This is a genomic window from Actibacterium sp. (genome assembly GCF_055134745.1).
On record NZ_JBSRVX010000023.1, the window covers coordinates 43,735 to 67,929 of the forward strand.

General features: G+C 63.2%; 27 protein-coding genes and 1 other RNA gene. 10 read left to right on the forward strand and 18 right to left on the reverse strand.

Going from position 1 to position 24,195, the window contains the following annotated elements; all coding sequences use genetic code 11:
• Positions 1 to 13 precede the first annotated feature (13 nt).
• From ACTCHC_RS04960 to mgtE, 4 genes are all read right to left on the reverse strand, one after another.
• Positions 14 to 1,795, reverse strand: coding sequence for an SLC13 family permease (locus ACTCHC_RS04960; RefSeq protein ID WP_463021364.1), 1,782 nt, complete (start codon positions 1,793 to 1,795; stop codon positions 14 to 16).
• Positions 1,796 to 1,878: 83 nt separating this feature from the next.
• A complete protein-coding gene (locus tag ACTCHC_RS04965; RefSeq protein WP_463021365.1) occupies positions 1,879 to 2,691 on the reverse strand; it encodes a TIGR00282 family metallophosphoesterase in 813 nt (270 codons plus the stop codon).
• Positions 2,692 to 2,917: 226 nt separating this feature from the next.
• On the reverse strand, positions 2,918 to 3,487 hold the full coding sequence (locus ACTCHC_RS04970) for a 5-formyltetrahydrofolate cyclo-ligase (RefSeq protein WP_463021366.1): 570 nt from the start codon (positions 3,485 to 3,487) through the stop codon (positions 2,918 to 2,920).
• Positions 3,484 to 4,869: a magnesium transporter gene (gene mgtE, locus ACTCHC_RS04975; RefSeq protein ID WP_463021367.1), complete on the reverse strand. Its 1,386-nt coding sequence runs from the start codon at positions 4,867 to 4,869 to the stop codon at positions 3,484 to 3,486. The genes ACTCHC_RS04970 and mgtE overlap by 4 nt, the downstream gene beginning before the upstream one ends.
• 120 nt (positions 4,870 to 4,989) lie before the next feature.
• Here mgtE and guaD point away from each other — a divergent pair, with 120 nt between their 5' ends.
• Positions 4,990 to 6,315: a guanine deaminase gene (guaD, locus tag ACTCHC_RS04980; RefSeq protein ID WP_463021368.1), complete on the forward strand. Its 1,326-nt coding sequence runs from the start codon at positions 4,990 to 4,992 to the stop codon at positions 6,313 to 6,315.
• Here the strand turns inward: guaD and ACTCHC_RS04985 are convergent.
• The 4 genes from ACTCHC_RS04985 to ACTCHC_RS05000 form a co-directional block, all read right to left on the reverse strand.
• On the reverse strand, positions 6,279 to 6,740 hold the full coding sequence (locus ACTCHC_RS04985) for a CAP domain-containing protein (protein WP_463021369.1): 462 nt from the start codon (positions 6,738 to 6,740) through the stop codon (positions 6,279 to 6,281). The two genes, guaD and ACTCHC_RS04985, sit on opposite strands and share 37 nt — an antisense overlap.
• 2 nt (positions 6,741 to 6,742) lie before the next feature.
• Positions 6,743 to 8,086, reverse strand: coding sequence for an 8-oxoguanine deaminase (locus ACTCHC_RS04990; protein ID WP_463021370.1), 1,344 nt, complete (start codon positions 8,084 to 8,086; stop codon positions 6,743 to 6,745).
• The gene (locus ACTCHC_RS04995) at positions 8,083 to 8,886 is read right to left on the reverse strand and encodes an inositol monophosphatase family protein (RefSeq protein WP_463021371.1); all 804 of its coding nucleotides are present in this window, start codon (positions 8,884 to 8,886) and stop codon (positions 8,083 to 8,085) included. Before ACTCHC_RS04995 ends, ACTCHC_RS04990 begins: the two co-directional genes overlap by 4 nt.
• A 63-nt stretch (positions 8,887 to 8,949) precedes the next feature.
• On the reverse strand, positions 8,950 to 9,321 hold the full coding sequence (locus ACTCHC_RS05000) for a helix-turn-helix domain-containing protein (protein ID WP_463021372.1): 372 nt from the start codon (positions 9,319 to 9,321) through the stop codon (positions 8,950 to 8,952).
• A gap of 325 nt (positions 9,322 to 9,646) precedes the next feature.
• Here ACTCHC_RS05000 and ACTCHC_RS05005 point away from each other — a divergent pair, with 325 nt between their 5' ends.
• Positions 9,647 to 10,621, forward strand: a complete 975-nt coding sequence (locus ACTCHC_RS05005; protein WP_463021373.1) for an NADPH:quinone oxidoreductase family protein — start codon at positions 9,647 to 9,649, stop codon at positions 10,619 to 10,621.
• On the opposite strand, the gene ACTCHC_RS05010 is transcribed toward ACTCHC_RS05005, so the two are convergent.
• Positions 10,606 to 11,460 carry a LysR family transcriptional regulator gene (locus tag ACTCHC_RS05010; RefSeq protein ID WP_463021374.1) on the reverse strand — a complete coding sequence of 285 codons (855 nt, stop codon included), beginning with the start codon at positions 11,458 to 11,460 and terminating at the stop codon, positions 10,606 to 10,608. The two genes, ACTCHC_RS05005 and ACTCHC_RS05010, sit on opposite strands and share 16 nt — an antisense overlap.
• 121 nt (positions 11,461 to 11,581) lie before the next feature.
• Between ACTCHC_RS05010 and ACTCHC_RS05015 the strand changes: the two genes are divergently transcribed.
• Positions 11,582 to 11,803: a DUF1127 domain-containing protein gene (locus ACTCHC_RS05015; RefSeq protein WP_463021375.1), complete on the forward strand. Its 222-nt coding sequence runs from the start codon at positions 11,582 to 11,584 to the stop codon at positions 11,801 to 11,803.
• Between the two features lie 129 nt (positions 11,804 to 11,932).
• Entirely contained in the window at positions 11,933 to 12,676 is a 744-nt protein-coding gene (locus ACTCHC_RS05020; RefSeq protein WP_463021376.1) for a Bax inhibitor-1/YccA family protein, read from the forward strand.
• A gap of 162 nt (positions 12,677 to 12,838) precedes the next feature.
• On the opposite strand, the gene rpmG is transcribed toward ACTCHC_RS05020, so the two are convergent.
• From rpmG to gatC, 7 genes are all read right to left on the reverse strand, one after another.
• The gene (gene rpmG, locus ACTCHC_RS05025; RefSeq protein WP_028719409.1) at positions 12,839 to 13,006 is read right to left on the reverse strand and encodes a 50S ribosomal protein L33; all 168 of its coding nucleotides are present in this window, start codon (positions 13,004 to 13,006) and stop codon (positions 12,839 to 12,841) included.
• Between the two features lie 110 nt (positions 13,007 to 13,116).
• On the reverse strand, positions 13,117 to 13,839 hold the full coding sequence (locus tag ACTCHC_RS05030; RefSeq protein WP_463021377.1) for a tellurite resistance TerB family protein: 723 nt from the start codon (positions 13,837 to 13,839) through the stop codon (positions 13,117 to 13,119).
• A 101-nt stretch (positions 13,840 to 13,940) separates the two neighbouring features.
• Positions 13,941 to 14,314, reverse strand: an RNA gene (gene rnpB, locus ACTCHC_RS05035) — RNase P RNA component class A.
• 11 nt (positions 14,315 to 14,325) lie between these two features.
• A complete protein-coding gene (locus ACTCHC_RS05040; RefSeq protein WP_463021378.1) occupies positions 14,326 to 15,024 on the reverse strand; it encodes an N-acetylmuramoyl-L-alanine amidase in 699 nt (232 codons plus the stop codon).
• Positions 15,025 to 15,028: 4 nt separating this feature from the next.
• The gene (locus ACTCHC_RS05045) at positions 15,029 to 15,589 is read right to left on the reverse strand and encodes a hypothetical protein (protein ID WP_463021379.1); all 561 of its coding nucleotides are present in this window, start codon (positions 15,587 to 15,589) and stop codon (positions 15,029 to 15,031) included.
• Between the two features lie 31 nt (positions 15,590 to 15,620).
• A complete protein-coding gene (gene gatA, locus ACTCHC_RS05050; RefSeq protein WP_463021380.1) occupies positions 15,621 to 17,108 on the reverse strand; it encodes an Asp-tRNA(Asn)/Glu-tRNA(Gln) amidotransferase subunit GatA in 1,488 nt (495 codons plus the stop codon).
• Positions 17,108 to 17,395, reverse strand: a complete 288-nt coding sequence (gatC, locus tag ACTCHC_RS05055; protein ID WP_463021381.1) for an Asp-tRNA(Asn)/Glu-tRNA(Gln) amidotransferase subunit GatC — start codon at positions 17,393 to 17,395, stop codon at positions 17,108 to 17,110. Before gatC ends, gatA begins: the two co-directional genes overlap by 1 nt.
• A 136-nt stretch (positions 17,396 to 17,531) precedes the next feature.
• On the opposite strand from gatC, the gene purU reads away from it, so the two are divergent.
• The gene (purU, locus tag ACTCHC_RS05060; protein WP_463021390.1) at positions 17,532 to 18,386 is read left to right on the forward strand and encodes a formyltetrahydrofolate deformylase; all 855 of its coding nucleotides are present in this window, start codon (positions 17,532 to 17,534) and stop codon (positions 18,384 to 18,386) included.
• Here the strand turns inward: purU and ACTCHC_RS05065 are convergent.
• Complete coding sequence (locus ACTCHC_RS05065; protein ID WP_463021382.1) at positions 18,377 to 19,021, reverse strand: ceramidase domain-containing protein; 645 nt, start codon at positions 19,019 to 19,021, stop codon at positions 18,377 to 18,379. The two genes, purU and ACTCHC_RS05065, sit on opposite strands and share 10 nt — an antisense overlap.
• A gap of 55 nt (positions 19,022 to 19,076) precedes the next feature.
• Here ACTCHC_RS05065 and ACTCHC_RS05070 point away from each other — a divergent pair, with 55 nt between their 5' ends.
• A complete protein-coding gene (locus tag ACTCHC_RS05070; RefSeq protein WP_463021383.1) occupies positions 19,077 to 19,769 on the forward strand; it encodes a metal-dependent hydrolase in 693 nt (230 codons plus the stop codon).
• A 186-nt stretch (positions 19,770 to 19,955) separates the two neighbouring features.
• On the opposite strand, the gene ACTCHC_RS05075 is transcribed toward ACTCHC_RS05070, so the two are convergent.
• Positions 19,956 to 20,408 (reverse strand): nucleoside deaminase, encoded by a 453-nt coding sequence (locus ACTCHC_RS05075; protein ID WP_463021384.1) that lies wholly within the window; start codon positions 20,406 to 20,408, stop codon positions 19,956 to 19,958.
• 78 nt (positions 20,409 to 20,486) lie between these two features.
• Between ACTCHC_RS05075 and ACTCHC_RS05080 the strand changes: the two genes are divergently transcribed.
• The 4 genes from ACTCHC_RS05080 to ACTCHC_RS05095 all read left to right on the forward strand — a co-directional run.
• Complete coding sequence (locus ACTCHC_RS05080; protein ID WP_463021385.1) at positions 20,487 to 21,299, forward strand: pseudouridine synthase; 813 nt, start codon at positions 20,487 to 20,489, stop codon at positions 21,297 to 21,299.
• Positions 21,300 to 21,355: 56 nt separating this feature from the next.
• Entirely contained in the window at positions 21,356 to 22,180 is an 825-nt protein-coding gene (locus ACTCHC_RS05085; RefSeq protein WP_463021386.1) for a TerC family protein, read from the forward strand.
• A 151-nt stretch (positions 22,181 to 22,331) separates the two neighbouring features.
• Entirely contained in the window at positions 22,332 to 23,222 is an 891-nt protein-coding gene (locus tag ACTCHC_RS05090) for a 5-bromo-4-chloroindolyl phosphate hydrolysis family protein (RefSeq protein ID WP_463021387.1), read from the forward strand.
• A gap of 15 nt (positions 23,223 to 23,237) precedes the next feature.
• Positions 23,238 to 24,195: toxic anion resistance protein (locus ACTCHC_RS05095; protein WP_463021388.1), on the forward strand; the 958-nt coding region annotated here is incomplete at its 3' end.

Here is a 24,195-nt window from a genome sequence, read left to right on the forward strand (position 1 = left end):
GGGAATTTAGGGATCACAGCGGCCAAAGCCAAGGGATTACCGCCGCGGCCAACAGGCCGATGGTCAGGTTCAGCGGAATTCCCGCTCGCATGAAATCGGTAAAGCGATAGCCGCCCGGCCCATAGACCAGCATATTGGTCTGATACCCGATGGGCGTCGAAAAACTGGCCGAAGCCGCCACCATCACCGCAATGACCAGCGGGCGCGGGTCAACCCCCAGCGCATGCGCCAAGCCGATGGCAATCGGCGTCACGATCACCGCCACGGCATTATTGGTCACCAGTTCGGTCAGCACCGAGGTCAACAGGAAGATCGCCCAAATGATGAAGAACGGCGGCAGGTTCATCATCAGGGGCGATGCCGCATCGACGATCAGCTTGACCGCGCCCGATTGTTCCAGGCCCGCGCCGATGGCCAACATCGCAAAGATCATGCCCAGCAGGCGGCCCTCGACAAAGGAAAAGGCCTCGTCCGCATCAATGCAGCGCGTGGCCAGCACCACGGCGACCGCGATGACCGACAGCATCAGGATCGGAGCAACCCCGAAGGCCGCCAGAATGACGATGCCAGCCAGCGCCGCGATCGCCACCGGGGCCTTGTCGCGCCGATAGGCCCGCGCCGAAGGCTGCGCGACATCGACCATGTCCATATCGGCCGCCAGACGCTGAATGTCCTCGGGCGCGCCTTCCAGCAACAGCGTGTCGCCCACCCGCACCACCAGATCATCCAGCTGCCGCCCGATATTCTGATTGCGGCGATGCGCGGCCAGCGGATAAACGCCATACCGCCTGCGCAACCGCAATTCGCCCAGCGATCGGCCGATCATGCGGCAACCCGGCGTGATCAGAACCTCGACCGTGGTCGTGGCCACCGATGACAGCTTGTCGACCATGCGCAGGCTTTTGTTCTGTTGCAGGCCCAGCAGTTCCGACATCTCGGTGCGCAGCACGATGCGGTCACCCGCCTCGATCGCCACATTGGCCATGTCGCGGCGCAAGGACGTATCACCGCGCAGCACATCGATCAGACGCACGCCTTCGCGCTTGAACAGGTCGATCTCGGTCACGGGCTGGCCGATCAGGGTGCTGTCCTCGGGCACCGCGACCTCGGTGAAGAATTTCATCTTGGATTTGTTCGAAGACAACAGGCTGGCCATGCTGGCCCGGTCCGGCAACAGCCGTGCGCCCACCAGCCAAAGATACAGCATGCCCCAGGCCACAAGGATCAGCCCCAGCGGGGTGATCTCGAAGATGGTGAAGGGCTCCAGCCCCTGCGCCCGCGCCACCCCGTCCACCAACAGGTTCGTCGAGGTGCCGATCAGGGTCAGCGTCCCGCCCAGGATCGCCGCATAAGACAACGGAATCAGGAATTTCGACGCCGATTTGTTCATGGTCCGCGCCAGTTGCACGAAAACCGGAATCATCACCACCACCACCGGCGTATTGGCCACCAGGGCCGAGGCCGCGATGACAAAGGCCATCATTGCCGCCACGGCGACACGCGGTTTGCTTTGGACATTGCGCTCGGCGATCTGCGTGAACCAGTCCAGCGCGCCGGTGCGCACCAGGGCCCCCATCAGCAGAAACATCGCGGCAATCGTCCAGGGGGCAGGGTTCGACAGGACCGACAGTGCCTTTTCATAGGGCAGAATGCCCAAGACCAGCATCACCGCCGCCCCGGCCATCGCCGTCACCTCGGCGGGATAGGTTTCACGGATGAACAGAACGAACATCACCGCGACGATCGACAATGCCACAAGGGCTGTCATCATGGGCGAAAGGGAAAGCGCGATCATATAGGTTCAGCCTGCCGTTGCGTCAGGCGGCAACTTTAGCGTCCCGCCCATCCAGCACAAGGCTGCTGTGTATCGCGCCGCGATCATGGATGCGATTGCTCCAGCCGCCCGCCATCGCGGATCATGCGGACGCGCAGCGCCTTGCCGGTGCGGTCGTCAGTCTCGACATAGAGACCAGACAAGGTTGCCTCGCCCAGGGCGGGGGTAAAACGCCCCTTGCTCATACCGGTGACAAAGCGGCGCAATGGCTCGGCCTTGTCCATGCCTATGACCGAATTATAATCGCCGCACATTCCGGCATCGGCCTGAAAGGCCGTGCCGCCTGGCAAGATCTGGGCATCGCCAGTGGGCACATGGGTATGGGTGCCGACCACGACACTGGCGCGCCCGTCGCACCAATGGCCCATCGCCATTTTTTCGGATGTGGCCTCGCAATGCATATCGACCAGAACCGCCTGCGCCTGCCCGCCCAGCGGATGCGCCTTCAGCACCGGATCGACCGCCGAAAACGGATCGTCATAGGGGCGCGACATGAAAACCTGTCCCAATGCCTGAACCACCAGAACCTTGCGCCCGCCGGTGGCCGTGAACAGCCGATGCCCCCGCCCCGGCGCCCCTTTGGCGAAATTCAGCGGGCGAATGATGCGCGGCTCCTGTTCGATGAAGGCCAGCATGTCCTTTTGATCAAAGGCATGATCGCCCAGCGTCAAGCAGTCGGCACCCGCCGACAGCAGGTCTTTGGCATGTGCCGCCGTCAGACCCGCGCCAGAACTTGCATTCTCGCCATTCACCACCACGAAATCGAGCTTCCAGTCTGCCCGAAGCCGCGGCAGCCTGTCCATCACCGCCGCCCGACCCGCGCGGCCGACGACATCGCCAAGGAAAAGTATCTTCATGCCCGCATGGGTAGGCCGCTATGCGTGCCGGGGCAAGGGCCTTGCCGCACACCGCCCGCTTGGATGGCAGAACGGGGGGCTGTCTGCCCCCCGGGCGCCATTGGCGCCGCCCCCCCGAGGGTATTTCGCCAAGAATAAGCCTGCCTCTTTATCCTTGGTCCAAATACCCCCGCGCGAAGCGCGTGCATCATCTGCCCCGGGCGGGGCGGGCGGGGCCCTGCGCGGATCACTCCGGCGCGGGCTGGAAAATTCCGTCTTCGGTCACGATCAGGTCCAGCGGCTGATCCGTCGCCTCATGTGGAATATCGCCGACACGCTGGCCGGCATAGGCCAGCCCGATCGCCACGACCGCCCCGGCGGCGCGCAGGGCCTGCAATGTGCGATCATAATAGCCGCCGCCATAACCCAGACGGTGACCGGATCCATCAAATGCCAGCAAGGGCACGATGACCACCTGGGGCTGCAGTATGGCGCCCGTCGCCGGTTCACGCAGGCCCAGGCCGCCGGCCTGCAACATCGCCCCGGGCTGCCAGGCGCGAAAGACAAGCGGCTGGCCGGGGCCTGCCACAACGGGCATGACCAGTGTGGCGCTATGCTGCATGGTTTGCAGTGCGGGCAAGGGGCTGATTTCGGACCGGATCGGAAGATAGGCCGCGATGACCTGGCCGGCATGGGCCTGCAGGATATCGGCTAGGGCGGCGTTGGCAGCCAGCTCGGCCGCCGGGTCGCGCAACCGGTCGCGGCGGGCGCTGGCGGCACGGCGGGCGGCGGATTTGCGCGCGGCCAGATCGGTCATATCAGAATGAGGGTAGCCAGCCCGAGAAAGGCGAAAAAGCCGACCACATCCGTGACGGTTGTCACGAAGGCCCCCGAGGCCAGCGCCGGATCTATCCCGAAGCGTTCCAGCGTGACCGGGATCAGGATACCGGCCAGGCCGGCCACCAGCAGGTTGATCACCATCGCCGCCGCGATCACCGCCCCCAGCATGGGCAGGCCGAACCAGATCACCCCGACCGTTCCCATCAGCACCGCGAAGATCGCGCCGTTGACCACGCCCACCAGCGCCTCGCGCCGGACAACCCGCCAGACGTTCGAGGCTGTAAGATCCTTGGTGGCGATGGCGCGCACCGCCACGGTCAGGCTTTGGGTGCCCGCATTGCCGCCCATCGAGGCGACGATGGGCATCAACACCGCCAGCGCGACCAACTGGGAGATGGTGGCCTCGAATTCGGAAATGACCATCGAGGCGAGAATGGCCGTGACCAGGTTCACGAACAGCCATGGCAGGCGCTGCTTGGTCGTTTCCAGCACCCGGTCCGACAGGCTGCCTTCGCCCACGCCGGCCAGGCGCAGGATGTCTTCCTCGTGTTCTTCATCCAGCACCGCCATGGCGTCGTCAATGGTGATGATCCCGGCCAGGCGGCCGTCATCATCAACCACAGGCGCCGAGATCAGGTGATACTGGTTGAAGGCATAGGCGACCTCGGCCTCGGGCTGGGTCACTGGGATGGTGCGAAAGCTGTCTTCGAACAGATCGCTCAGCGGCACGGCCCGCCGGGCCGACAGCAGCTTGCCCAGGGTCACATAGCCCACGGGTTTCATCCGGGGATCGACGACGATGATATGATAGAACTGATCCGGCAGATCGGCCGTGTTCGACCGCAGGAAGTCGATGGCATTGCCAACATTCCAGTGTTCGGGCGCGGCCACGACTTCGCGCTGCATCAGACGACCGGCGGAATATTCGGGATAGCTGAGTGCCTGTTCGACCGCCGCCCGGTCGGAATCTTCCAGCGCGTCAAGAATGGCCGTCTGTTGCGGCTCTTCCATATCCTCGACCAGATCGACGACATCGTCTGAATCGAGGTCACGCACCGCGTCTTCCAGCACCTGGCGGGGCAGGAACTCGATCACCTCTTCGCGGATGCTTTCATCCAGTTCGGACAGGACTTCGCCATCTATGATCCCCGCCCCCAGCAGCAGGATCTCGCGGCGCAGGCCGCCATCAACCTGTTCCAGAAGGTCGGCGATATCGGCGGCGTGCAGCGGTTCCAGCAGATCGGCCAGGCGCGTCGCATCGCCCGCGGCAACAGCCAGACGAACCGAAGACACGAATCGGCTGTTCAGCACGTAATCATCGTCTTCGGGATCGATCTCGGTGGCGATGTCCTCGGCCATGCGCTGTCCCCTTGTGATTTGCGCGGACCATAGCGAATGAGGGCGCAAAGAAACAGGGCAAGATGCAGCATTTACGCGGCCGGCGGCCCGGCCTAGGCTGGTCGCGAACGGAGAGCGCGCATGACAGACGCACAGCTTTTGCTGGGCCAGACGCTGGCCTTTGAGGGTGATCCTTTTGCACAAGGCCCGCAGGCCGCGCGGCATGTCCGGCGGGGGGCGGTTCTGGTGCAGGGCGGTGTCATCCGCGCCATGGGCGGGGCAGAGGACCTGCGCGCCGCCCATCCGGCGGCGGGCATCACCGATTACGGCGATGATCTGATCTTGGCGGGCTTTGTCGATGCCCATGCCCATTATCCGCAGACTGCGATCATCGCCAGCTGGGGCAAGCGGCTGATCGACTGGTTGAACAGCTATACCTTTCCCGAAGAAATGCGCTTCGCCGATGCGGGCTATGCCGCCGAAATCGCCGGGCGTTATCTTGATCTTGTTGTTTCAAATGGCACGACAAGCGTTTGTTCATATTGCACAATTCATCCTGCCAGCGTTGATGCGTTTTTTGCTGCCGCGCAGGCGCGCGGCATGCGGGTGCTGGCCGGAAAAACCTGTATGGACCGCAACGCACCCGACGGGCTGCGCGACAGCGCGCAGTCGGGCTATGACGACAGCAAGGCATTGTTGGGCCGGTGGCACGGGGTTGACCGGCTGTCCTATGTTGTCACGCCGCGTTTTTCGCCGACATCCACGCCGGATCAGCTTGCGGCGATGGGGGCGCTGTGGGCCGAACATCCCGATTGCCTGATGCAAACGCATCTGAGCGAGCAACTGGATGAAATCGCCTGGGTCAAATCGCTGTTTCCCGACGCGCGGGATTATCTGGACACTTATGAACGGTTCGGGCTGCTGGGCCCCGGCGCGCTGTTTGGCCATGCGATCCATCTGGAACCGCGCGAAAAGGCGCGCCTGCGCGAGGTTGACGCCAGCCTGATCCATTGCCCCACATCGAACACGTTCATCGGATCGGGGTTGTTCGATATGGGCGGGCTGATGGCGGATGGCCACCGGATCGGGCTGGCGACCGATACCGGGGGCGGGTCATCGTTTTCGATGCTGCGCACCATGGCCGCCGCCTATGAGGTGGCACAGCTGCGCGGGCGGGCACTGCATCCGGCCGAACTGATCTGGCTGGCCACGCAGGGGGCCGCGCGGGCGCTGCGGCTGGATCACCGGATCGGCAATCTGGCGGTGGGGATGGAGGCCGATCTGGTGGTGCTGAACCTGGCCGCGACCCCCGCGATCGCCCAGCGCGCCGAACGGGCCGAGGATATCTGGCAGGCGCTGTTTCCCACCATCATGATGGGCGATGATCGCGCGGTGCGGGCGGTCTGGATCGGCGGGCGGGCGTTGGACGTTCAGCAGCCCGAACTGCCCAGCACCAAAACCCAGTAATCCCCCGGCGCGCGCGCCAGCCCGTATTGCCGGTGTGCCGGGTTCAGCATGTTGCGCCGGTGGCCCGGGGATTGCATCCAGCCCTGCATCACCGCGGCCTCGTCGCGCTGGCCCTGGGCGATGTTTTCGGCGGCGGTGCAAAACCCGTATCCCTGCCGGTGTACGCGGTCGGGCAAAGTGCTGCCATCGGCGCCTTGATGCGAAAAATAGCGCCGCGCCGACATGTCCTGTGCATGGGCGCGGGCGGCGGCGGCCAGCCTGCGATCCGGGGTTATCGCGGGCAGCCCATTTGCCTGACGGGCAGCGTTCAGCAGGCTGTCAAAATCACCCTGTCGGGCGGCACTCGTGGCGGCGGGCGGTGGCGGGGCGGCGGTGCAGCTGGCCATGGCCGCCATCAATGTTGCGCTCACCAGCGCACGTATCATCGTCACAGCCCCTCGGCCAGTTTGCGCGCCAGCCGGTTCTGGTGATCCAGCACGCAGGGCAGGTCAATCGTCACCACCTGCCCGCCCTGCACCACCGCGCGGCCTTCGACGAACAGATCGCGCACCTGTGATGGCCCGGCCAGTACCAGCGCGGCCTTGTCCCAGCTGCCCGCCGACGCCACGCCAGACACATCCCAGACCGCCACATCGGCGCGTTTGCCGGGGGCCAGTTGCCCGCAATCGTCACGCCCCAGAACCTGCGCGCCGCCACGCGTGGCGATCCACAGGGCCTCTCGCGCGTTCATGGCATCGGCGCCGCTGGCCACGCGTTGCAACAGCATCGCCATGCGGGCCTCTGCCATCAGGTTGCCCATGTCGTTAGAGGCCGATCCATCCACCCCCAGCCCGATATTCACCCCCGCATCACGCATCGCGCGCACTGGCGCAATGCCAGACCCAAGGCGACAATTCGAACATGGGCAATGGGCAACCCCGGTGCGGGACCGGGCAAAAAGATCAATTTCCGAACTATTCAACTGAACACAATGGGCATGCCAGACATCGGGGCCGGTCCAGCCCAGATCTTCGGCATATTGGCCGGGGCGGCACCCGAACCGTTCCAGGCTATAGGCGATGTCTTCGGCGTTTTCGGCCAGATGGGTGTGCAGCATCACGCCCTTGTCGCGCGCCAGACCTGCGGCTTCGCGCATCAGATCGCGGCTGACGGTAAAGGGCGAACAGGGTGCCAGACCGATACGCAGCATCGACCCTGGCGCGGGGTCGTGGAAGGCGTCGATGACGCGAATACTGTCGGCCAGGATATCGGTCTCGCGTTCCAACAGGGCGTCGGGGGGCAACCCGCCGGCACTTTGGCCAATGCTCATCGCGCCGCGGGTGGGATGGAACCGCAGCCCGATTTCGGCGGCCGCCGCGATGGTATCATCCAGCCGCGCGCCATTGGGATACAGATACAGATGATCCGATGTCAGCGAACAGCCCGACAGCGCCAGTTCGGCCAGACCGGTCAGCGCAGAGGTATGGATTTCCTCGGGGCCAAAGCGCGCCCAGATCGGATAAAGCGCCCGCAACCACCCAAACAGCAGCGCATCCTGTGCGCCGGGTACGGCACGGGTCAGGGTCTGAAACAGGTGATGATGGGTGTTGACCAGCCCCGGCGTGACGACACAGCCCGCCGCGCTGATAATCTGCGCATCGCCCGGCTCAAGGCCCGCGCCAATTTCGACGATCTGCCCGCCGCGTATCCGCAGATCTGCGCCCTGCAATTCGTGGCCGTCATCATCCATGGTCAGGATCGTCTGGGCACCGCGGATCAGGATATGGGTCATCCCGGCACGGCCTGTGACAGCACTGCCAGCGCAGCGGCGTGAATGTCAGCATTGGCCGCCGCCAGAACCCGCCCGCCCTGATGCGCCGGCCCGCCCTGCCAGTCGGTCACGATGCCGCCAGCGGCCTGTATCACCGCGATTGGCGCGTGAATGTCATAGGGTTGCAGCCCGGCCTCGACCACGAGGTCGATCTGACCCAGCGCCAGCAACCCGTAAGCATAGCAATCCATCCCGAATCGTGTCAGCCGCACCTGCGCCGACAGCGCATCGAAAGCCGCACATTCTTCGGCTGTGCCGATCCTGGGATAGGTCGTATACAGAATTGCCTGATCCAGTGGCCGGGGCGGCAATGTCTGCAGCGGCCTAATTCCGTGCGGGCCGTCCAGCTGGGCCTGCCCCATTCCGCCGATGAAGCGTTCGCCGATATAGGGCTGGTCGATCACACCCAGGCACGGACCCTGATCATCCGACAGCGCAATCAACACCCCCCATGTCGGCGTGCCCGACATGTAACCGCGCGTGCCGTCGATCGGGTCCAGCACCCATGTCAGGCCACTGGTGCCGGTGGTGGGGCCCATTTCTTCGCCAAGGATGGAATCTTGTGGCCGCTGACGGGCCAACAGTTCGCGCATTGCCCGTTCACAGGCCTGATCCGCGATGGTGACAGGATCAAACCCTGCGGCCAGCTTGTTCCGGGTTTCCAGCGATGGTCTTCGGAAATGCGCCAGTGTTTCAACACGCGCCACATCGGCCAGCATATTGGCCAATGCAATCATCTCTACCTGTTCGCCGTCCTGCATCCTGTGCGCCCTGCCCTGTCTGATTCCGGGCTATCCCCCTGTTGGCGGGGGGTCAAGACGATGTCAGACCACGTCGGACAGCACGCGCGCCAGATCGAACAGGCGTCGGCGCTGATTTTCTGGGATGGCGTAATATGACCGCACCAGTTCCAGCGCCTCTTTGTCGGCCAGAATATCGGTCGGAACCTCGCCCTGATCGGCAGTGTCCTGGGTGCTGGGGTTCAGACCTTCGAAAAAGAAGCTCACGGGCACCTGCAGCACATCCGCGATATCCCATAACCGCGAGGCGCTGATGCGATTCATGCCGGTTTCATATTTCTGGATTTGCTGGAACTTGATCCCGACGCGCTCTGCCAGTTGCTGCTGTGTCATACCTGTCACCCAGCGCCGATGGCGCACGCGCTTGCCGACATGAACGTCTACGGGATGTTTCATAATCATACTCCTAATTTACACATTACTATAAGCAAATATCGTGCCAAATCCCCTCCTCGTCGGCAATTGCCGAACAAATTTAAGCCAACACATTGTTTTTATTTGATTTAATTTTTGTCAGCCATCTGCATTCACCTCGAAACCCGGTCACGGCGCCACGCGACATTACCTTATGAAGGGCTCTACCCCCTCTCGCTATGCGTGTTTTGCATTTTGCGACGCATTTTGAAAATGCGGATATGTCCAATATGTTCAAAACACGACCCTCTGGTCACGCAAACCGAATGACGCTACGAAAATACATCACGCTATCGGAGGTTAACACATGCGCGCCTTTCAGGTTGAAACGATCGGAATCCAACCCCGCCTGACAGAGTGTGCCATGATTCAACCAAAAGGCGATCAACTTTTGGTTCGAGTTGCCGCATGTGGGCTGAATTTTGCCGATCTGCTGCGCATTGAAGGCAAGTATCAGGAAAAATCCGCCCCCCCCTTCACGCTGGGAATCGAGGCCGCGGGCACTGTCGAGGCGGTGGGCCCAGAGGCCGACCCATCCTGGCTGGGCCAGCGCGTGTCGGCCTTTTCCGGTTCTGGCGGCTTGGCCGAATATGCAACCTTTGCCGCCAGCCGCTGCACGCCGATGCCCCGATCCATGTCATTTGTAGATGCCGCCGCCTTTCCAACCGCCTATGGCACCAGCCATGTGGCGCTGGACCATGTGGCCAGATTGCAGCCCGGCGAAACCCTGCTGGTGACCGGGGCGGCGGGCGGTGTCGGGCTGACGGCCGTGGAAATTGGCAAGCTGATGGGCGCGCGCGTGATCGCCAGCGCCCGCGGCAGCGACAAGCTTGCCATTGCCCGCGCGGCCGGGGCCGATCACCTGATCAACAGCGAAACCGAAGACCTGCGCGATGCCGTCAAGGCGCTGGGTGGCGCCGATGTAGTTTATGACCCCGTGGGCGGCGACACCTTTCGCGCCGCCATGCGTGCGACCAATCCAGAAGGGCGGCTTCTGATCATCGGGTTTGCCGGGGGTGATATCCCGCAGATCCCCGCCAATCATCTGCTGGTCAAGAACATATCAGTGATGGGTTTTTACTGGGGGGGCTATCTGTCGTTCAAGCCACAGGTTCTGACCGACAGCCTGACCAAGCTGTTCGACTGGTATGAACAAGGCAAGCTGAAGCCGCATGTCAGCCGCACCTTCCCGCTGGAAGAGGCCAACGAGGCGCTGGAATTTCTGCGCGCCCGAAAATCAACCGGCAAGGTGGTCGTGACCCTGGGTCAGGACATGCAATAGGCTTGGCGAATCAGATCGGCCAGCGCCTGCACAACGACCCCGCCATTCACATCGGATACATAGATGTTGATCTGTTTTGACGGCAGATCGGGCAAGGCCCCTCCATGCTGGATTCGCTCCAGATAGGGGGGCTGGCAGCCCTCCAGCACGGTATGCACGGCCAGATCGGCGCTGACGCTGGCCTCGATCGTGCGGGTCGAATTGCTTTCCACCGCCATTTCCCAGGGAATATCGGCACGGTCCAGCGCCGATTGCACCGTGCTGCGGAAAATGCAGTTGTTCTCGAATGCCAGTCGCAGCGGGCGCATCTTCCAGGCATGACCGTCCGGCGCCCCGACCCAGATCAGCGGCATCGACAGCAGCGTCTTGCCACCGATGTCAGGCTCGTCTTCGGTGGTCAGGATGATGTCGATCTCGCCGCGTGCGAATTGCTCCTTCAGGCGGCGCGTATAGGATGACGAAAGCTGAACCTTCATGCGCGGATATTCAACGCTGAATCGTTGCAGCACCTGGGGAATCGCCGGATAGACAATGTCATGCGGCACGCCCAGGCTGATTTCGCCCTCATATTCCTGGGCGGTCAGGCGGGCGAATACCTCGTCATTCAGATGCAGCATGCGCCTTGCATAACCCAGAAACTGCTCGCCTGCCGCTGTCAGCCCGATCCGGCGCGCGCTGCGGTCCATCAATTCCAGACCCAGCAGATCTTCCAGCCGTTTCAACTGCATGGATACGGCCGATTGGGTCAAATTCAGAAAACCCGCCGCCCGCGTGACCCCTCCGGCATCCGCAACCGCCACGAAAGACCGAAGGGAGGTCATATCCAGATTCCGCGACATATCACAAATCCTTATGCCAACTATGACAATCATTCGTTTGAAGAATGTCTCATAATCGCGCAAATACATCAAGCACGATGATACGACGCCACCGACACTTCACAGATAATGAGTATTTAACATGCCACAGTTCTTCGCAATGCCCGGCGCCCGGCGCGCCCTGCGCCCGTCACCCCTGCCGCTTGTGCAGGTTATCCGCCACATGGCTGCCGTTGCGCGGCAGCGCCGGGCACTGTCCTGCCTGAGCGACGCACAGCTGGATGATATCGGCCTGACCCGCGCCCAGGCCCAGGCCGAATCTCGCCGCGCGTTCTGGGATCTGCCCCGCCGCGGCGGGCGCTGAACGCAGCGGCGGGACGGGCTAAAAAAGCCCGAACCGGAAACCCTTGAAATACACGGCCAAAGCCACGATATTCACCCCAGTCAGCGTCCCAGATTTTGGGCCGCACACCGAATGAACTGGAGGTTCTCGATGGCAGACTTCAACACGATCCGCGCGGGTCAGGCAACTGGCACCCGGACCGCGCAGATTGATGCCGGGCTTCGCGCCCACATGAACAAGGTCTACGGCACCATGTCCGTTGGACTGCTGATGACGGCACTGGTCGCTTGGGCGGTCGGGTCCAATGAGGCGCTCTTGTCGATTTTCCGTGATGTTACCACGGGCAAGATGACGATCCTGGGCTGGATTGCAATGTTTCTGCCGCTGGCCATGGTGTTCGGCTTTGGCGCGGCGATCAACCGGCTGTCTGCGGCAGGCGCGCAGCTGTTCTTCTATGCCTATGCTGCTGCGATGGGTCTTTCGCTGTCGTGGATCTTCATTGCCTTCACCGGCATGTCGATCGCTCAAACCTTTCTGGTAACGGCCATCGCCTTCGCGGCGCTGTCGCTGTGGGGTTATACCACCAAGAAAGACATTTCCGGCTGGGGATCTTTCCTGATCATGGGTGTGGTCGGGCTGCTGGTGGCCTCGGTGATCAACATCTTCCTCGGCTCACCCGCTGTCATGTTCGCCATCTCGATCATCGGCGTGCTGATCTTTGCGGGGCTGACAGCCTATGACACCCAGCGGATCAAGACCGATTACATCGCCCATGCACAGGCGATGGATAGCGAATGGCTGGCGAAATCGGCGATCATGGGGGCGTTGAACCTCTATCTCGACTTCATCAACCTGTTCATGTTCCTGCTGCAGTTCATGGGCAATCGCGACTGATCCCGCCTGGAAAACCAAAAAACGTCAGGCCGGCCTCAGGGCCGGCCTTTTGCATTATCACCTTGGAAAAATACTCCGGGGAGCGCGAGGGGCCGGCCCCTCGCCTGCAACGAAAAAGGCCGCGCAACGGCGCGGCCCTGTTCATAACCGGCAAAGGCGATCTTACTTGATCTTGCCTTCCTTGTATTCGACATGCTTGCGCACGACCGGGTCGTATTTGTTCACGGCCATCTTCTCGGTCATCGTGCGGGCGTTCTTCTTGGTCACGTAAAAGTGCCCCGTTCCCGCGGTCGAGTTCAGGCGGATCTTGATTGTAGTCGGCTTCGCCATGGGTTCACTCCGTCGTGCAGGCGGCCTTGGCCACCCGTGAAAATCCTAGAAGCCCGCGTTTTACCCATGCAGGGCCGGGTGTCAAGCGCCAAGCGCGCAAATCGCTGCAATCAGGCCGTGCCGGGTGTCCGCTGCCCCATCGCGGCATGGATCTGGGCGCGCACCGCCTCGCCCAGGCCCAGGGCTTTGGCGAGTTGCTCCAGATAAAGCGCCTCGGCGGGTTTATCGACCTTCACCGCCATCACCGATGTGGCATAGACCTGTGCCTTCATCTGCTCGGATGTATCGGCGGCCAGCGCGACCGGGTCCAGCGGGGCGGCCATCTGGGCCTCGACAAAGGCGCGGGCCTCGGGTGTGACGTCATCGCCCAGCAGGTCCATGATCCGCGCGCGTTCGTCCACGTCGATATCGCCATCGGCCTTGGCCGACTGGATCATCGCGCGGATCATCAGCTTGGCATTCTCTTCCATCGCGGCGCTGGGCAGGGCGCTGCCGGTCATCGCATCCATCATCTGGCCCGCCTGGGTGGCCCCGGCGGCGGCCGATCCGCCAAGCGCGGCCATCAGACCGCCCAGACCGGCGGTGGCGGCCTCGCCCGCCTGCCCGGTCATCGACCCGAATCGGTCCATCATGCCCTTCAACGCGCCAGCGCCCCCCGGCACACCCATTTTCTGCATCAACCCGTCCAGTTGATCGGTCATGCCCGCCAGCGCCGGGTTCGACTTCATCGCATCCTGCACCCCGGGCATGCCGCCCAACTGCCGATATTTATCGACACCCCGTGCCACGGCAAAGCCTGCTGCCAGCGTGGCCAATGTCTTGACGAAACTCATGATCCCACCTTTTTGATGCACAGCGGCGCGCCTGACGCCTGCGCCTATCATATCAGGGAATGCCGACCCTGTGCAGTTGCTGAAACCCAGGTGGCCATAATTTGCGCGGATGGCCTGTAAGCCGGATTCTGTCCAGGGGTTGCCCCCTTGGATGACCATTCCTCTATGCCCGCCGTTACCGGCGCGCTTTAGCTGCCAACCCGGACCTCTGGGCTAAAGCGTCCCTGCGGGCAAGCCCGCGCGAAGTCCCTATTCGGCATTGCTCCGGGTGGGGCTTGCCGTGCCGGTCCGGTTGCCCGTCCCGCGGTGGGCTCTTACCCCACCGTTTCACCATCACCGCGCATGCGCGGCAGACTGTTCTCTGTGGCGCTTTCCCTCGGGTTTCCCCGGCCGGGCGTTACCCGGCACCCTTGCTTCATGGAGTCCGGACTTTCCTCGCGGGGCTTGCGCCCCCCGCGGCCATCCGGCCATCCGCGCCAGATGCATCTAGGCGCTTGCCACGCCGCGGTCAACGGGGAAGCGTTCGGCCAGATTCTGGATCATGGCCAGATCGGTGCCATCCGGCGGCCCCGCGTGATTGGGACGGAACCGCAGCCGGAAAGCCGACAGGATCAGTTCCCTGCCTGCCGCGACATCATAGCCGAAACGGCCCGCCGCCGTGAAAAATGCGGCTTCGTCAGGCCGACCCCGCCCTGCGCCCGGACCCAGGCGCGGCCAAACAGACAGACCGCCCAATGCCAGCCTGCGCCAGTCGAAACGCGGTCCGGGATCAGATTTGCGCCCCGGCGCCATGTCGGAATGGGCGATCACCCGTTCGGGCGCGATGTGGTGACGCGCCATGATGTCCGCCAGCAATTTCTCCAGGGTGTTCATCTGGGCGGCGGCAAAGGGGCTGGTGCCGTCATTGGCCAGTTCAACCCCGATCGAACGCGAATTGATATCCGCGCAGCCCCCCCAGACCCCGGCCCCGGCATGCCAGGCCCGGTTGGCTTCGTCCACCAATGTGCAAAGCCGCCCGTCGGCACCGATCAGGTAATGCGCCGAAACCTCGGCTGACGGGTCGCACAGACGTGCCAATGCCGACAGCATGTCGGGCATCGCCGTATAGTGGATCACGATCAGATCGGGCCGCATACCATCCCGCCGATCGCCGAAATTGGGCGACGGGTGGGTCAGCGCGGGCATATCGTCAGGACTTCGCGGCCAGACGGAACGGGGCGGGGTTCCAGCCACAGGCGAAGCCATCGCCATCGGGGTCCAGCCCCAGCCGGTCCCGTTGTGGACCGCCCGCTTCCAGAAAGGCGATTTGCGCCAGATCGTGGGCGGCGTATTTCGCGCAATTGCGCTCTGCTCCCGCGGCACCCGACAGCGAGAACCGCTTGTACACGGGTTGACCGACCTGATTGGTGGTCGACAACGCATAGGCCACGATATTGGGCTCGTTTCCATTGCGGCTGGGCAATGCCGTAGGCGCAATGACTGTGTATTGCGCGCGGTTCTGTTCCAGCCGCTCGCGGTCACTTTCAATGGTTTCGCGCGAGGCGACGGCGTTGAAATCCTGCTCGTCGGAAATCGCCGCGCTGCCCGCCTGTGCAGTGGTCGCGGGTGTCGCGGCGACGGGCGCCAGCGGTTCGGCGCGCACCGGATCAAGGGTTGTATTGCCGCCGAACCCGACACCGGAATCCGGCATTGCAGGTGTGCATGCCGCCACAGCCAGAACCGCCAGCGCCGAAAGACCAAACCGTATCATATGCCCTGCCCCGAAATGAATATTGCGCGTCTTACCACCATTTTTGCGGCTTGGAAACGAAACCTGCGGCGTTTTCCAGCGCATAGGCCGTGTTCAACAACTCATCCTCGGCCCAGGGCCGCCCGATCAGTTGCAGCCCCAGCGGCAGCCCCTGACGGTCGATGCCCGTCGGCACCGCGATGCCGGGCAGACCGGCCAGATTGACCGTGACGGTGAAGACATCGTTGAGATACATTTTCACCGGATCGGCATCGGCCATTTCGCCCAGACCAAAGGCCGCCGAGGGCGTGGCGGGTGTCAGGATCGCGTCGATCCCGTCGGCAAAGACGGTTTCAAAATCGCGCTTGATCAGCGTGCGCACCTTGCGGGCGCGATTGTAATAGGCGTCATAGAAGCCCGCCGACAGCACATAGGTGCCCAGCATGACGCGGCGCTGCACCTCGGCCCCGAAGCCTTCGGCACGGGTCTTTTCATACATCTGGGTGATGCCGTCGCCCTGCGCCAGTTTCGCGCGGTGGCCATAGCGCACCCCGTCATAGCGCGCGAGGTTGCTCGACGCCTCGGCCGGCGCGATCACGTAATAGGCGGGCAGCGCGTATTTGGTATGGGGCAGGCTGATATCCACGATCTCGGCCCCCGCATCGCGCAGCATCGCGGTGCCGTCCGCCCACAGCGCCTCAATCTCATCCGGCATGCCGTCCATGCGGTATTCGCGCGGGATGCCGATTTTCCTGCCGCGAATATCGCCGGTCAGCGCGGCCTCGAAATCGGGCAGCGGCAGATCGGCGCTGGTGCTGTCCTTGGGATCATGCCCGGCCATCGCCTGCAACATGATCGCGGCATCGCGCACGGTCTTGGTCATCGGCCCGGCCTGATCGAGCGAACTGGCAAAGGCCACCACGCCCCAGCGCGAACAGCGGCCATAGGTGGGTTTCAACCCGGTAATGCCCACGAATGCCGCGGGCTGGCGGATCGAGCCGCCGGTATCGGTGCCGGTGGCGGCCAGGCACAGATCGGCGGCGACAGCGGCGGCAGAGCCGCCCGACGATCCGCCCGGCGTCAGCGCGGTATCATCATTGCCGCGCCGCCAGGGGTTGACCGCATTGCCATAGGCGCTGGTTTCATTGCTGGACCCCATGGCGAATTCGTCCATGTTCAGCTTGCCCAGCATCACCGCGCCCGCATCCCAAAGCTGTGCGGTGATGGTGGATTCGTATTCCGGGCGGAACCCTTGCAGAATGCGGCTGGCGGCCTGACTGGGCACGCCGCGCGTGCAGAACAGATCCTTGATCCCCAGCGGAATGCCGCACATCGCGGGCGCATCGCCCGCCGCAATCCGCGCATCGGCGGCGCGGGCCTGTTCCAGCGCGATCTCGGGCGTCTTGTGGACAAAGGCGTTCAGCGCATCCGCCGCCTCGATATTCGCCAGACAGCTTTGCGTGATCTCAACCGAGGTCACATCGCCCTTGCGCAGGGCATCGCGGGCGGCGGCGATGGTCAGTTTCGACAGCTCGGACATTATTCCACCACCTTCGGCACGGCAAAGAACCCTTCGCGCGCATCGGGCGCGTTCGACAGGATCTGTTTCTGCATATCGCCATCGCTCACCACATCGGCGCGGCGTTTCAGACGCATCGGCGTGACAGATGTCATCGGTTCCACCCCGTCGACATCTACCTCGTTCAACTGCTCCATGAAGGTCAGGATGTTCGACATTGCGCCTGCCAGCGCGGGCAGATCCTTCTCGGCCACGGCAATGCGGGCCAGATGGGCCACACGGCGGGCAGTATCTATGTCGATCGACATGGTCTTCTCCGTACAAGAGGTCGGGCTTGGGTTTAGCCCCGCTGCCGCAGACCTGCAAGACGCGCGTCGCCGAAAGGGCTGGCAATCGCGGGACGGGCTGCTTAGACGTGGCCAAAACCTGACAATCGTGACCCAGATGACCGATCACAGCTTTATCCTGACCCTGACCTGCGCCGATACCAGCGGCATCGTCGCCGCCGTATCGGGCGCGATTGCCGCATTCGGCGGGAACATCCTGGAAAGCAACCAGTATCGCGACCCTGAAAGCAACACGTTCTTCATGCGCGTCGCCTTTGCCGCCGACAGCACGGTCGCGGCGCTGCAATCCGCACTGGCCCCGGTCGTCGAACGATATCGCATGGATGCGCAGATCGTCGATGCGGGCCGCCGCCCGCGCATCATCCTGATGGTCTCAAAATTCGACCACACGCTGCGCCATCTTCTCTATCAGATCCATGTCGGCTGGCTGACCGCCGAGGTGGTCGCCATCGTATCGAACCATGACGACGCCCGCCCGCTGGCCGCCGCCGAAGGCATCCCGTTTCACCACTGGCCCGTGACCAAGGCCACCAAAGCCGCGCAAGAGGCGCGCCTTCTGGCGCTGGTGGACGAAACCGGGGCCGAACTGGTGGTGCTGGCGCGCTATATGCAGGTGCTGTCGGATGACCTGAGCCGCGCCTTGGCGGGGCGGATCATCAATATCCACCATTCCTTCCTGCCGTCCTTCAAGGGGGCCAAACCCTATCATCAGGCGCATGAACGCGGCGTCAAGCTGATCGGGGCAACCGCCCATTACGTCACCGCCGATCTGGACGAAGGCCCGATCATCGAACAGGAAACCGAACGCGTCAGCCATGCGCTGACGGCCGAGGACTACGTTGCCGTGGGCCGCGATATCGAAAGCCGGGTTCTGGCCCGCGCCGTGCGCCTGCACCTGCAACGCCGGGTTCTGGCCAACGGGCGTAAAACGATTGTGTTTTCTCAGGTCTGACCCGCGCGGTGGCGCAGATAGACCAGGATCATCCAGCCCAGCATTGTCGCGTTCAACATGTGCCAGGCAAAATGCGTGCCCAGCGGGAAACTGCCGCAAACCGGCCCGTCGATGGTGCGAAAGGCCAGCGATACCACCAGCAACCCCGCCCCGATGGCCAGCCCCCGCGCCGTTCGCGGCGCCCGATGACGCAACCCCACGGCATAGATGGCGATCAGCAGCGGCACCGGCGCATAGGCGGCTGATGACCCCAGCCCCGGCACCCGCGCGAACAGCGGCACCAACGCGGCGGCGTAGGGAATAAACAGCGCCGTCAGCCCCAGCGCAGGCCAAGGCCGCAGCCGCCAGAAATCGCGGTTGGCGGCAAAGAGGTAAAGCAGGATGAACCCCAGGATTGGCAGGACATCCGCCAGCGACGCCCAATTGGTCGCGAAGGTGTGGAACAGGAACGATCCCACCCCGATCACCGCCAGCATCCCGACCAGCGCGGGCGCCAGCCCCTGCCCGCGCGCGCGTGGCCACAGCGCCAGCGCCACCAGCACGAAAGCCGCATTGGTGACCGCGTTCACCGGTTCGGCCCAGAAGGCCGGGCCCAGCCTTTCGCAATACCCGTCCACCTGCGACGACCAATCCATGTGACACGCGCCCCGCTTTTGCTACACTCGGCTCCGAACAGATAGGGAGAGTATGATGAAAATCACCTGGCTTGGCCATTCCGGCTTTCGCATCGAGATCGGCGACCAGATCCTGCTGGTCGATCCCTGGATGACAGGCAACCCGATGTTCCCCGCCGCCCGCCGCGCCGAGGCGGTAAGCGGGGCCACCCATATTCTGATTACCCACGGCCATGGCGATCATACTGGCGACACGCTGGAACTGGCCCGCGAACTGGGCGTGCCGGTCGTGGGCATATATGACCTGATGAACTGGTGGGCCGAAACCGAGGGCGTCAAGACCGTCGGGTTCAACAAGGGCGGAACCGTAACGCTGGGCGATGTGCGCGTGACCATGGTGCATGCGGTGCATTCCTCGTCGATCAGCGGGCAGAAGGAGCCGATCTATACCGGCTCCGAGGCTGGGTTCATGATCGCCCATCAGGGCCGCACGATCTATGTCACGGGCGATACCGATGTCATGGCCGACATGAAGGTGTTCAACGATCTGCATACGCCCGAGATCGGGATCCTTTGCGCCGGCGGGCATTTCACGATGGATATGCGCCGCGCCGCCTATGCCGCCAAAACCTTCTTTGATTTCAAGACGGTGATCCCCTGTCATTATCGCACTTTCCCGCTGCTGGAACAATCGGCGGCGGTGCTGAAGGACAGCCTGCCGGGGGTGGATGTGATCGAGCCGCAGGTTCTGGACCCGATCATCTTGTAGCCCGGTTGCGGCGCGTGCCGCGCCATTTTTCTTGTCTCGCCGCCTGCGGCGGCTTGGGGGATGAGTATTTGAACCAAGAAGATGGCCCTATCTTCTTGGCAAAAATACTCTCGCGCGACGCGCGCCTGGCATCGGAACGATACGAGGGGAAAGAAATGGCCCGGAACGGGCCGCGATCGGATTACATCAGCGCCGGGTGGCGAAGAAGTCCGACAAGATCTGCCCGGCTTCGCGCGCGTTGATCCCGTCATAGACCTGTGGCGCATGGTGACATTGCGGATGGTCGAATATTCGCGGCCCCTGTGCCACGCCACCGGATTTGGGATCGGCGGCACCGTAATAGAGCCGCGCGATGCGCGCCTGGCTGATGGCCGCCGCGCACATCGGGCAGGGTTCCAGCGTGACATAGAGCAGGTACCCCGGCAGCCGTTCCGATCCGGCGGCGGCACAGGCGGCGCGCAGGGCCAGTATTTCGGCATGGGCGGTGGGGTCGGACAATTCGCGGGTGCGATTGCCCGCCTGGGCCACCACGCGCCCGTCGGGGGCCACGACCACGGCGCCCACCGGCACCTCGCCGCGCAAGGCGGCGGCGCGGGCCTGGGCCAGGGCGGCATTCATATGGCTGGCGAAGGGGCTCATGCCCCGTTTCATGCCCTGCCGGGGGCAGGATGCGCAAGGCGCTTTCGCTTTGCACGCCAAGCGCGTAAAGGGGGCAACATGAGCAACAGCACCCCTTCCCCCGGCGACCGCATCGCCAAGGTTCTGGCCCGCGCCGGCATCGCCTCGCGCCGCGAGGCCGAGCGCATGATCGAGGCCGGGCGCGTCAGCGTCAACGGCAAGAAGATCGACAGCCCGGCGCTGAACGTCACGCCTGCCGACAAGATTGTCGTGGATGGCAAGGCCCTGGCCGAGGCCGAAGAGCCGCGCTTGTGGCTGTATCACAAGCCCGCAGGGCTGGTGACGACCGCACGTGACGAAAAGGGCCGCCGGACCGTGTTCGACGCCTTCCCCGAAGACATGCCGCGCGTGATGTCGGTGGGGCGGCTGGACATCAATTCCGAAGGTCTGTTGCTGCTGACCAATGACGGCGCCATCAAGCGGCGGCTGGAGCTGCCCTCGACCGGCTGGCTGCGAAAATACCGGGTGCGCGTCAAGGGCGCGCCCGAAGACGCAATGCTGGAGCCCTTGCGCCGGGGCATTGTCATCGAGGGCGAGCGCTTTCAGCCGATGGAGGTGACGATCGACCGCCAGCAAGGCGCCAATGCCTGGCTGACCATTGGAATCCGCGAGGGCCGCAACCGTGAGATCCGCCGCGCCATGGAGGCGGTCGGGCTGGTCGTGAACCGGCTGATCCGGGTGTCTTACGGACCCTTCCGGCTGGGCGAGTTGAAAGAGGGCATGGTCGAGGAAATCAAGGGCCGCGTGTTGCGCGATCAGTTGGGGCTGGACAAGGAATTTCAGCCCACAACGGTGCAGAAGGCAAAAGTCCAGCGCCGTCCACGGGGAAAAACCGGGCCGCGAAATCCTTGAACCGAACAGCCGTCTGTGCGTTCTTGACTGCGAATGGTGACAGTGGAGCGTGACGGATGGCCGACCTATTGACGATCGAAAACCTGGGAAACCTGCTGATGCTGTGTTTTCTGCAGGCGGTTCTGGGGTTCGATAACCTTCTTTATATCAGCATCGAATCCCAGCGCGCGCCGGTGGCGCATCAGCGTGCGGTCCGGTTTTGGGGCATCATCATTGCCGTGGCGCTGCGGGTGATCCTGCTGTTCGTGATGATCCGGCTGATCGATGCCCTGTCTGAACCGTTCTTCGTGCTGAACTGGGTCGGGGTTCTGGAGGGCGGCGTGAATTTTGCCACGCTGGTGTTCATTCTGGGTGGCGTGTTCATCATCTATACGGCCGTGAAAGAGATTTCGCATATGCTGGCCGTCGAAGACCTGAACCATGATGTCGAGGGCAAGCGCGGCAGATCTGCCGCGCAGGTGGTGGCGCTGATCGTACTGATGAACCTGATCTTCAGCTTTGATTCCGTGCTGTCGGCCCTGGCGATCACCGATGTCTTTCCGGTTCTGGCCACGGCGATTGCCCTGTCGGGGCTGGCGATGGTGTTGCTGGCAGATGGTGTCACGACCTTCTTGCAGAAAAACCGGATGTACGAGGTTCTGGGCCTGTTCATCCTGCTTATCGTCGGCGTGGTGCTGTTGGGCGAAGCGGGGCCTGCCGCCGCGCATGCAATGCATGACGATACGCTGCAATTGCGTATTGCGGGCTATCCGTTGATCCCGATGTCTAAGACGACCTTCTATTTCGCCGTGGTGGTGCTGTTCGCGGTCGAATTCATCCAGTCGGGCTATGCCCGCAAGCTGAAGGCCGAGCGGCGCGCGCAACAGGGGCCAAATGTCTGATCTTCGCGGGCTTTCACGCAACCGTTTCATGGCTTATATAAGACAGCGCGGCGGGCGAAGGGGCAACCATGTCTGATACTGGCCTTCAGAAACTGGCATTCGCGGTTCTCGTGGCGCTGATCCTTTATGTTTCGGCCACGGGGGGCGCGTGATGGCGCAGCGTTTCGGCGGACCTTTCAGCCCGGGCAATGCCGGTGCCAGTGGCGCCAAGCCGCCCTTTCACAACAAGACGCCCGCCCGGGCGCGGGGCCGGGTCAACCTGTTGTTCCTGGCGCCGTTCCCGCTGTTGGTGGCGGCCTTTACATCCGATCCGGCCGGGCTTGCCCTGAAACTGGTGGCCTTCGGGGCACTGATGCTGGCCGCCTGGCTGACGCGCGACGGGCTGAAGGCGGAAGATGTCTGGATGGCGCGGCGCATAGCCCGCCGTCCGGCCATTCCGCGCAAGATGTTCGGATCGGTCCTGACGGGGGCGGGGTTGTTCCTGGCGGGGTTCGCACCGGGGGCCGGGTTGCTGAATCCGATCATTTTCGGGGTTCTGGGCACGGTCTTGCACGCCTTTGCCTTTGGGTTGGACCCGATGCGCAACAAGGGGATGGAAGGTGTGGATACCTTTCAGCAAGACCGCGTTGCCCGTGTTGTGGACGAGGCCGAGAAATATCTCAAGGACATGAAGGACGCGATCCTGCGCGCGGGCGACCGGGCGCTGGAAACCCGCGTCGATGCCTTTCAGGCCACCGCGCGCGACATGTTTCGCACCGTGGAAAATGACCCCCGTGATCTGAGCGCGGCGCGCAAATATCTGGGCGTTTATCTGTTGGGCGCACGCGATGCGACGATCAAGTTTGCCGACATCTATGCCCGCAGCCGCAATGCGCAGGCCCGCACCGACTATCTGGCGCTGCTCAGCGATCTGGAACAGAATTTCACCGCCCGCACGCAGGCGCTGCTGCTGGATGACAAATCCGATCTGGACGTTGAAATCGAAGTGCTGCGCGAGCGATTGCAGCGTGAAGGCCTGCGCCCGCAAGCCACGACCGAGTAACAGGAGAGAGTGACCATGTCTGACACAACCCGCGAAAAAGCCGCCCAGGCCCTGGCCGAGGTCGAACAGGTAACCGCCGTGATCCTGCCCGAACCGGCAGGCGAGGTCGTGCCCCTGGCCGCTGCCCCTGCGCCGGTGGCGACGGAGATCCGGCGCCGCATGGACGAAATCGACATGGGCGACACCAATTCGATCATCGGGTTCGGATCGGGCGCGCAGGCCGAATTGCAACAGATCAGCCAGGCGATGCTGGCCGATGTGCGCAACAAGGATGTCGGCCCAGCCGGCGACAGCCTGCGTAACATCGTGACCACCATTCGCGGGTTTTCCATTTCCGAGCTGGATGTGCGACGCGAACGCAGCTGGTGGGAAAAACTGCTGGGCCGCACCGCGCCCTTTGCCAAATTCGTGGCGCGCTATGAAACGGTTCAGGGCCAGATCGACAAGATCACCGACAACCTTCTGAACCACGAGCATGCGCTGCTCAAAGACATCAAGTCGTTGGACAAGCTTTATGCAAAGACGCTCGATTTCTATGACGAACTGGCCCTTTATATCGCGGCGGGCGAAGAAAAGCTGAAAGAGCTGGACACAGCCACCATTCCGGCCAAAGAGGCCGAACTGGCCGCGACCCCGGAAAAGGATCAGGTCATCAAGGCCCAGGAATTGCGCGACCTGCGCGCCGCCCGCGACGATCTGGAACGCCGCGTGCATGATCTGAAACTAACACGGCAGGTGACGATGCAATCGCTGCCCTCGATCCGGCTGGTGCAGGAAAACGACAAGTCGCTGGTCACCAAGATCAACTCGACCCTGGTGAACACCGTGCCCCTGTGGGAAACGCAGCTGGCGCAGGCCGTCACGATCCAGCGCAGCGCCGAAGCCGCCCGCGCCGTGCGCGACGCCAATGACCTGACCAATGAACTGCTCACCTCCAACGCCAAGAACCTGCGCGACAGCAACAAGATCATCC

Coding starts and splice junctions, on each gene's coding strand:
- ACTCHC_RS05030 (WP_463021377.1), bottom strand. CDS start 13,839: ATGAGTTTCGTCAAGACATTGGCCACGCTGGCAGCAGGCTTTGCCGTG.
- ACTCHC_RS05045 (WP_463021379.1), bottom strand. CDS start 15,589: ATGATACGGTTTGGTCTTTCGGCGCTGGCGGTTCTGGCTGTGGCGGCA.
- ACTCHC_RS04965 (WP_463021365.1), bottom strand. CDS start 2,691: ATGAAGATACTTTTCCTTGGCGATGTCGTCGGCCGCGCGGGTCGGGCG.
- rpmG (WP_028719409.1), bottom strand. CDS start 13,006: ATGGCGAAGCCGACTACAATCAAGATCCGCCTGAACTCGACCGCGGGA.
- ACTCHC_RS05080 (WP_463021385.1), top strand. CDS start 20,487: ATGAGCAACAGCACCCCTTCCCCCGGCGACCGCATCGCCAAGGTTCTG.
- ACTCHC_RS05075 (WP_463021384.1), bottom strand. CDS start 20,408: ATGAGCCCCTTCGCCAGCCATATGAATGCCGCCCTGGCCCAGGCCCGC.
- guaD (WP_463021368.1), top strand. CDS start 4,990: ATGACAGACGCACAGCTTTTGCTGGGCCAGACGCTGGCCTTTGAGGGT.
- ACTCHC_RS04970 (WP_463021366.1), bottom strand. CDS start 3,487: ATGACCGATCTGGCCGCGCGCAAATCCGCCGCCCGCCGTGCCGCCAGC.
- ACTCHC_RS04995 (WP_463021371.1), bottom strand. CDS start 8,886: ATGCAGGACGGCGAACAGGTAGAGATGATTGCATTGGCCAATATGCTG.
- gatC (WP_463021381.1), bottom strand. CDS start 17,395: ATGTCGATCGACATAGATACTGCCCGCCGTGTGGCCCATCTGGCCCGC.
- ACTCHC_RS04985 (WP_463021369.1), bottom strand. CDS start 6,740: ATGATACGTGCGCTGGTGAGCGCAACATTGATGGCGGCCATGGCCAGC.
- ACTCHC_RS05090 (WP_463021387.1), top strand. CDS start 22,332: ATGGCGCAGCGTTTCGGCGGACCTTTCAGCCCGGGCAATGCCGGTGCC.
- gatA (WP_463021380.1), bottom strand. CDS start 17,108: ATGTCCGAGCTGTCGAAACTGACCATCGCCGCCGCCCGCGATGCCCTG.
- ACTCHC_RS05040 (WP_463021378.1), bottom strand. CDS start 15,024: ATGCCCGCGCTGACCCACCCGTCGCCCAATTTCGGCGATCGGCGGGAT.
- ACTCHC_RS05020 (WP_463021376.1), top strand. CDS start 11,933: ATGGCAGACTTCAACACGATCCGCGCGGGTCAGGCAACTGGCACCCGG.
- ACTCHC_RS04990 (WP_463021370.1), bottom strand. CDS start 8,086: ATGACCCATATCCTGATCCGCGGTGCCCAGACGATCCTGACCATGGAT.
- ACTCHC_RS05010 (WP_463021374.1), bottom strand. CDS start 11,460: ATGTCGCGGAATCTGGATATGACCTCCCTTCGGTCTTTCGTGGCGGTT.
- ACTCHC_RS05085 (WP_463021386.1), top strand. CDS start 21,356: ATGGCCGACCTATTGACGATCGAAAACCTGGGAAACCTGCTGATGCTG.
- ACTCHC_RS05070 (WP_463021383.1), top strand. CDS start 19,077: ATGAAAATCACCTGGCTTGGCCATTCCGGCTTTCGCATCGAGATCGGC.
- ACTCHC_RS05065 (WP_463021382.1), bottom strand. CDS start 19,021: ATGGATTGGTCGTCGCAGGTGGACGGGTATTGCGAAAGGCTGGGCCCG.
- ACTCHC_RS05015 (WP_463021375.1), top strand. CDS start 11,582: ATGCCACAGTTCTTCGCAATGCCCGGCGCCCGGCGCGCCCTGCGCCCG.
- ACTCHC_RS05000 (WP_463021372.1), bottom strand. CDS start 9,321: ATGAAACATCCCGTAGACGTTCATGTCGGCAAGCGCGTGCGCCATCGG.
- ACTCHC_RS04960 (WP_463021364.1), bottom strand. CDS start 1,795: ATGATCGCGCTTTCCCTTTCGCCCATGATGACAGCCCTTGTGGCATTG.
- ACTCHC_RS05005 (WP_463021373.1), top strand. CDS start 9,647: ATGCGCGCCTTTCAGGTTGAAACGATCGGAATCCAACCCCGCCTGACA.
- mgtE (WP_463021367.1), bottom strand. CDS start 4,869: ATGGCCGAGGACATCGCCACCGAGATCGATCCCGAAGACGATGATTAC.
- purU (WP_463021390.1), top strand. CDS start 17,532: ATGACCGATCACAGCTTTATCCTGACCCTGACCTGCGCCGATACCAGC.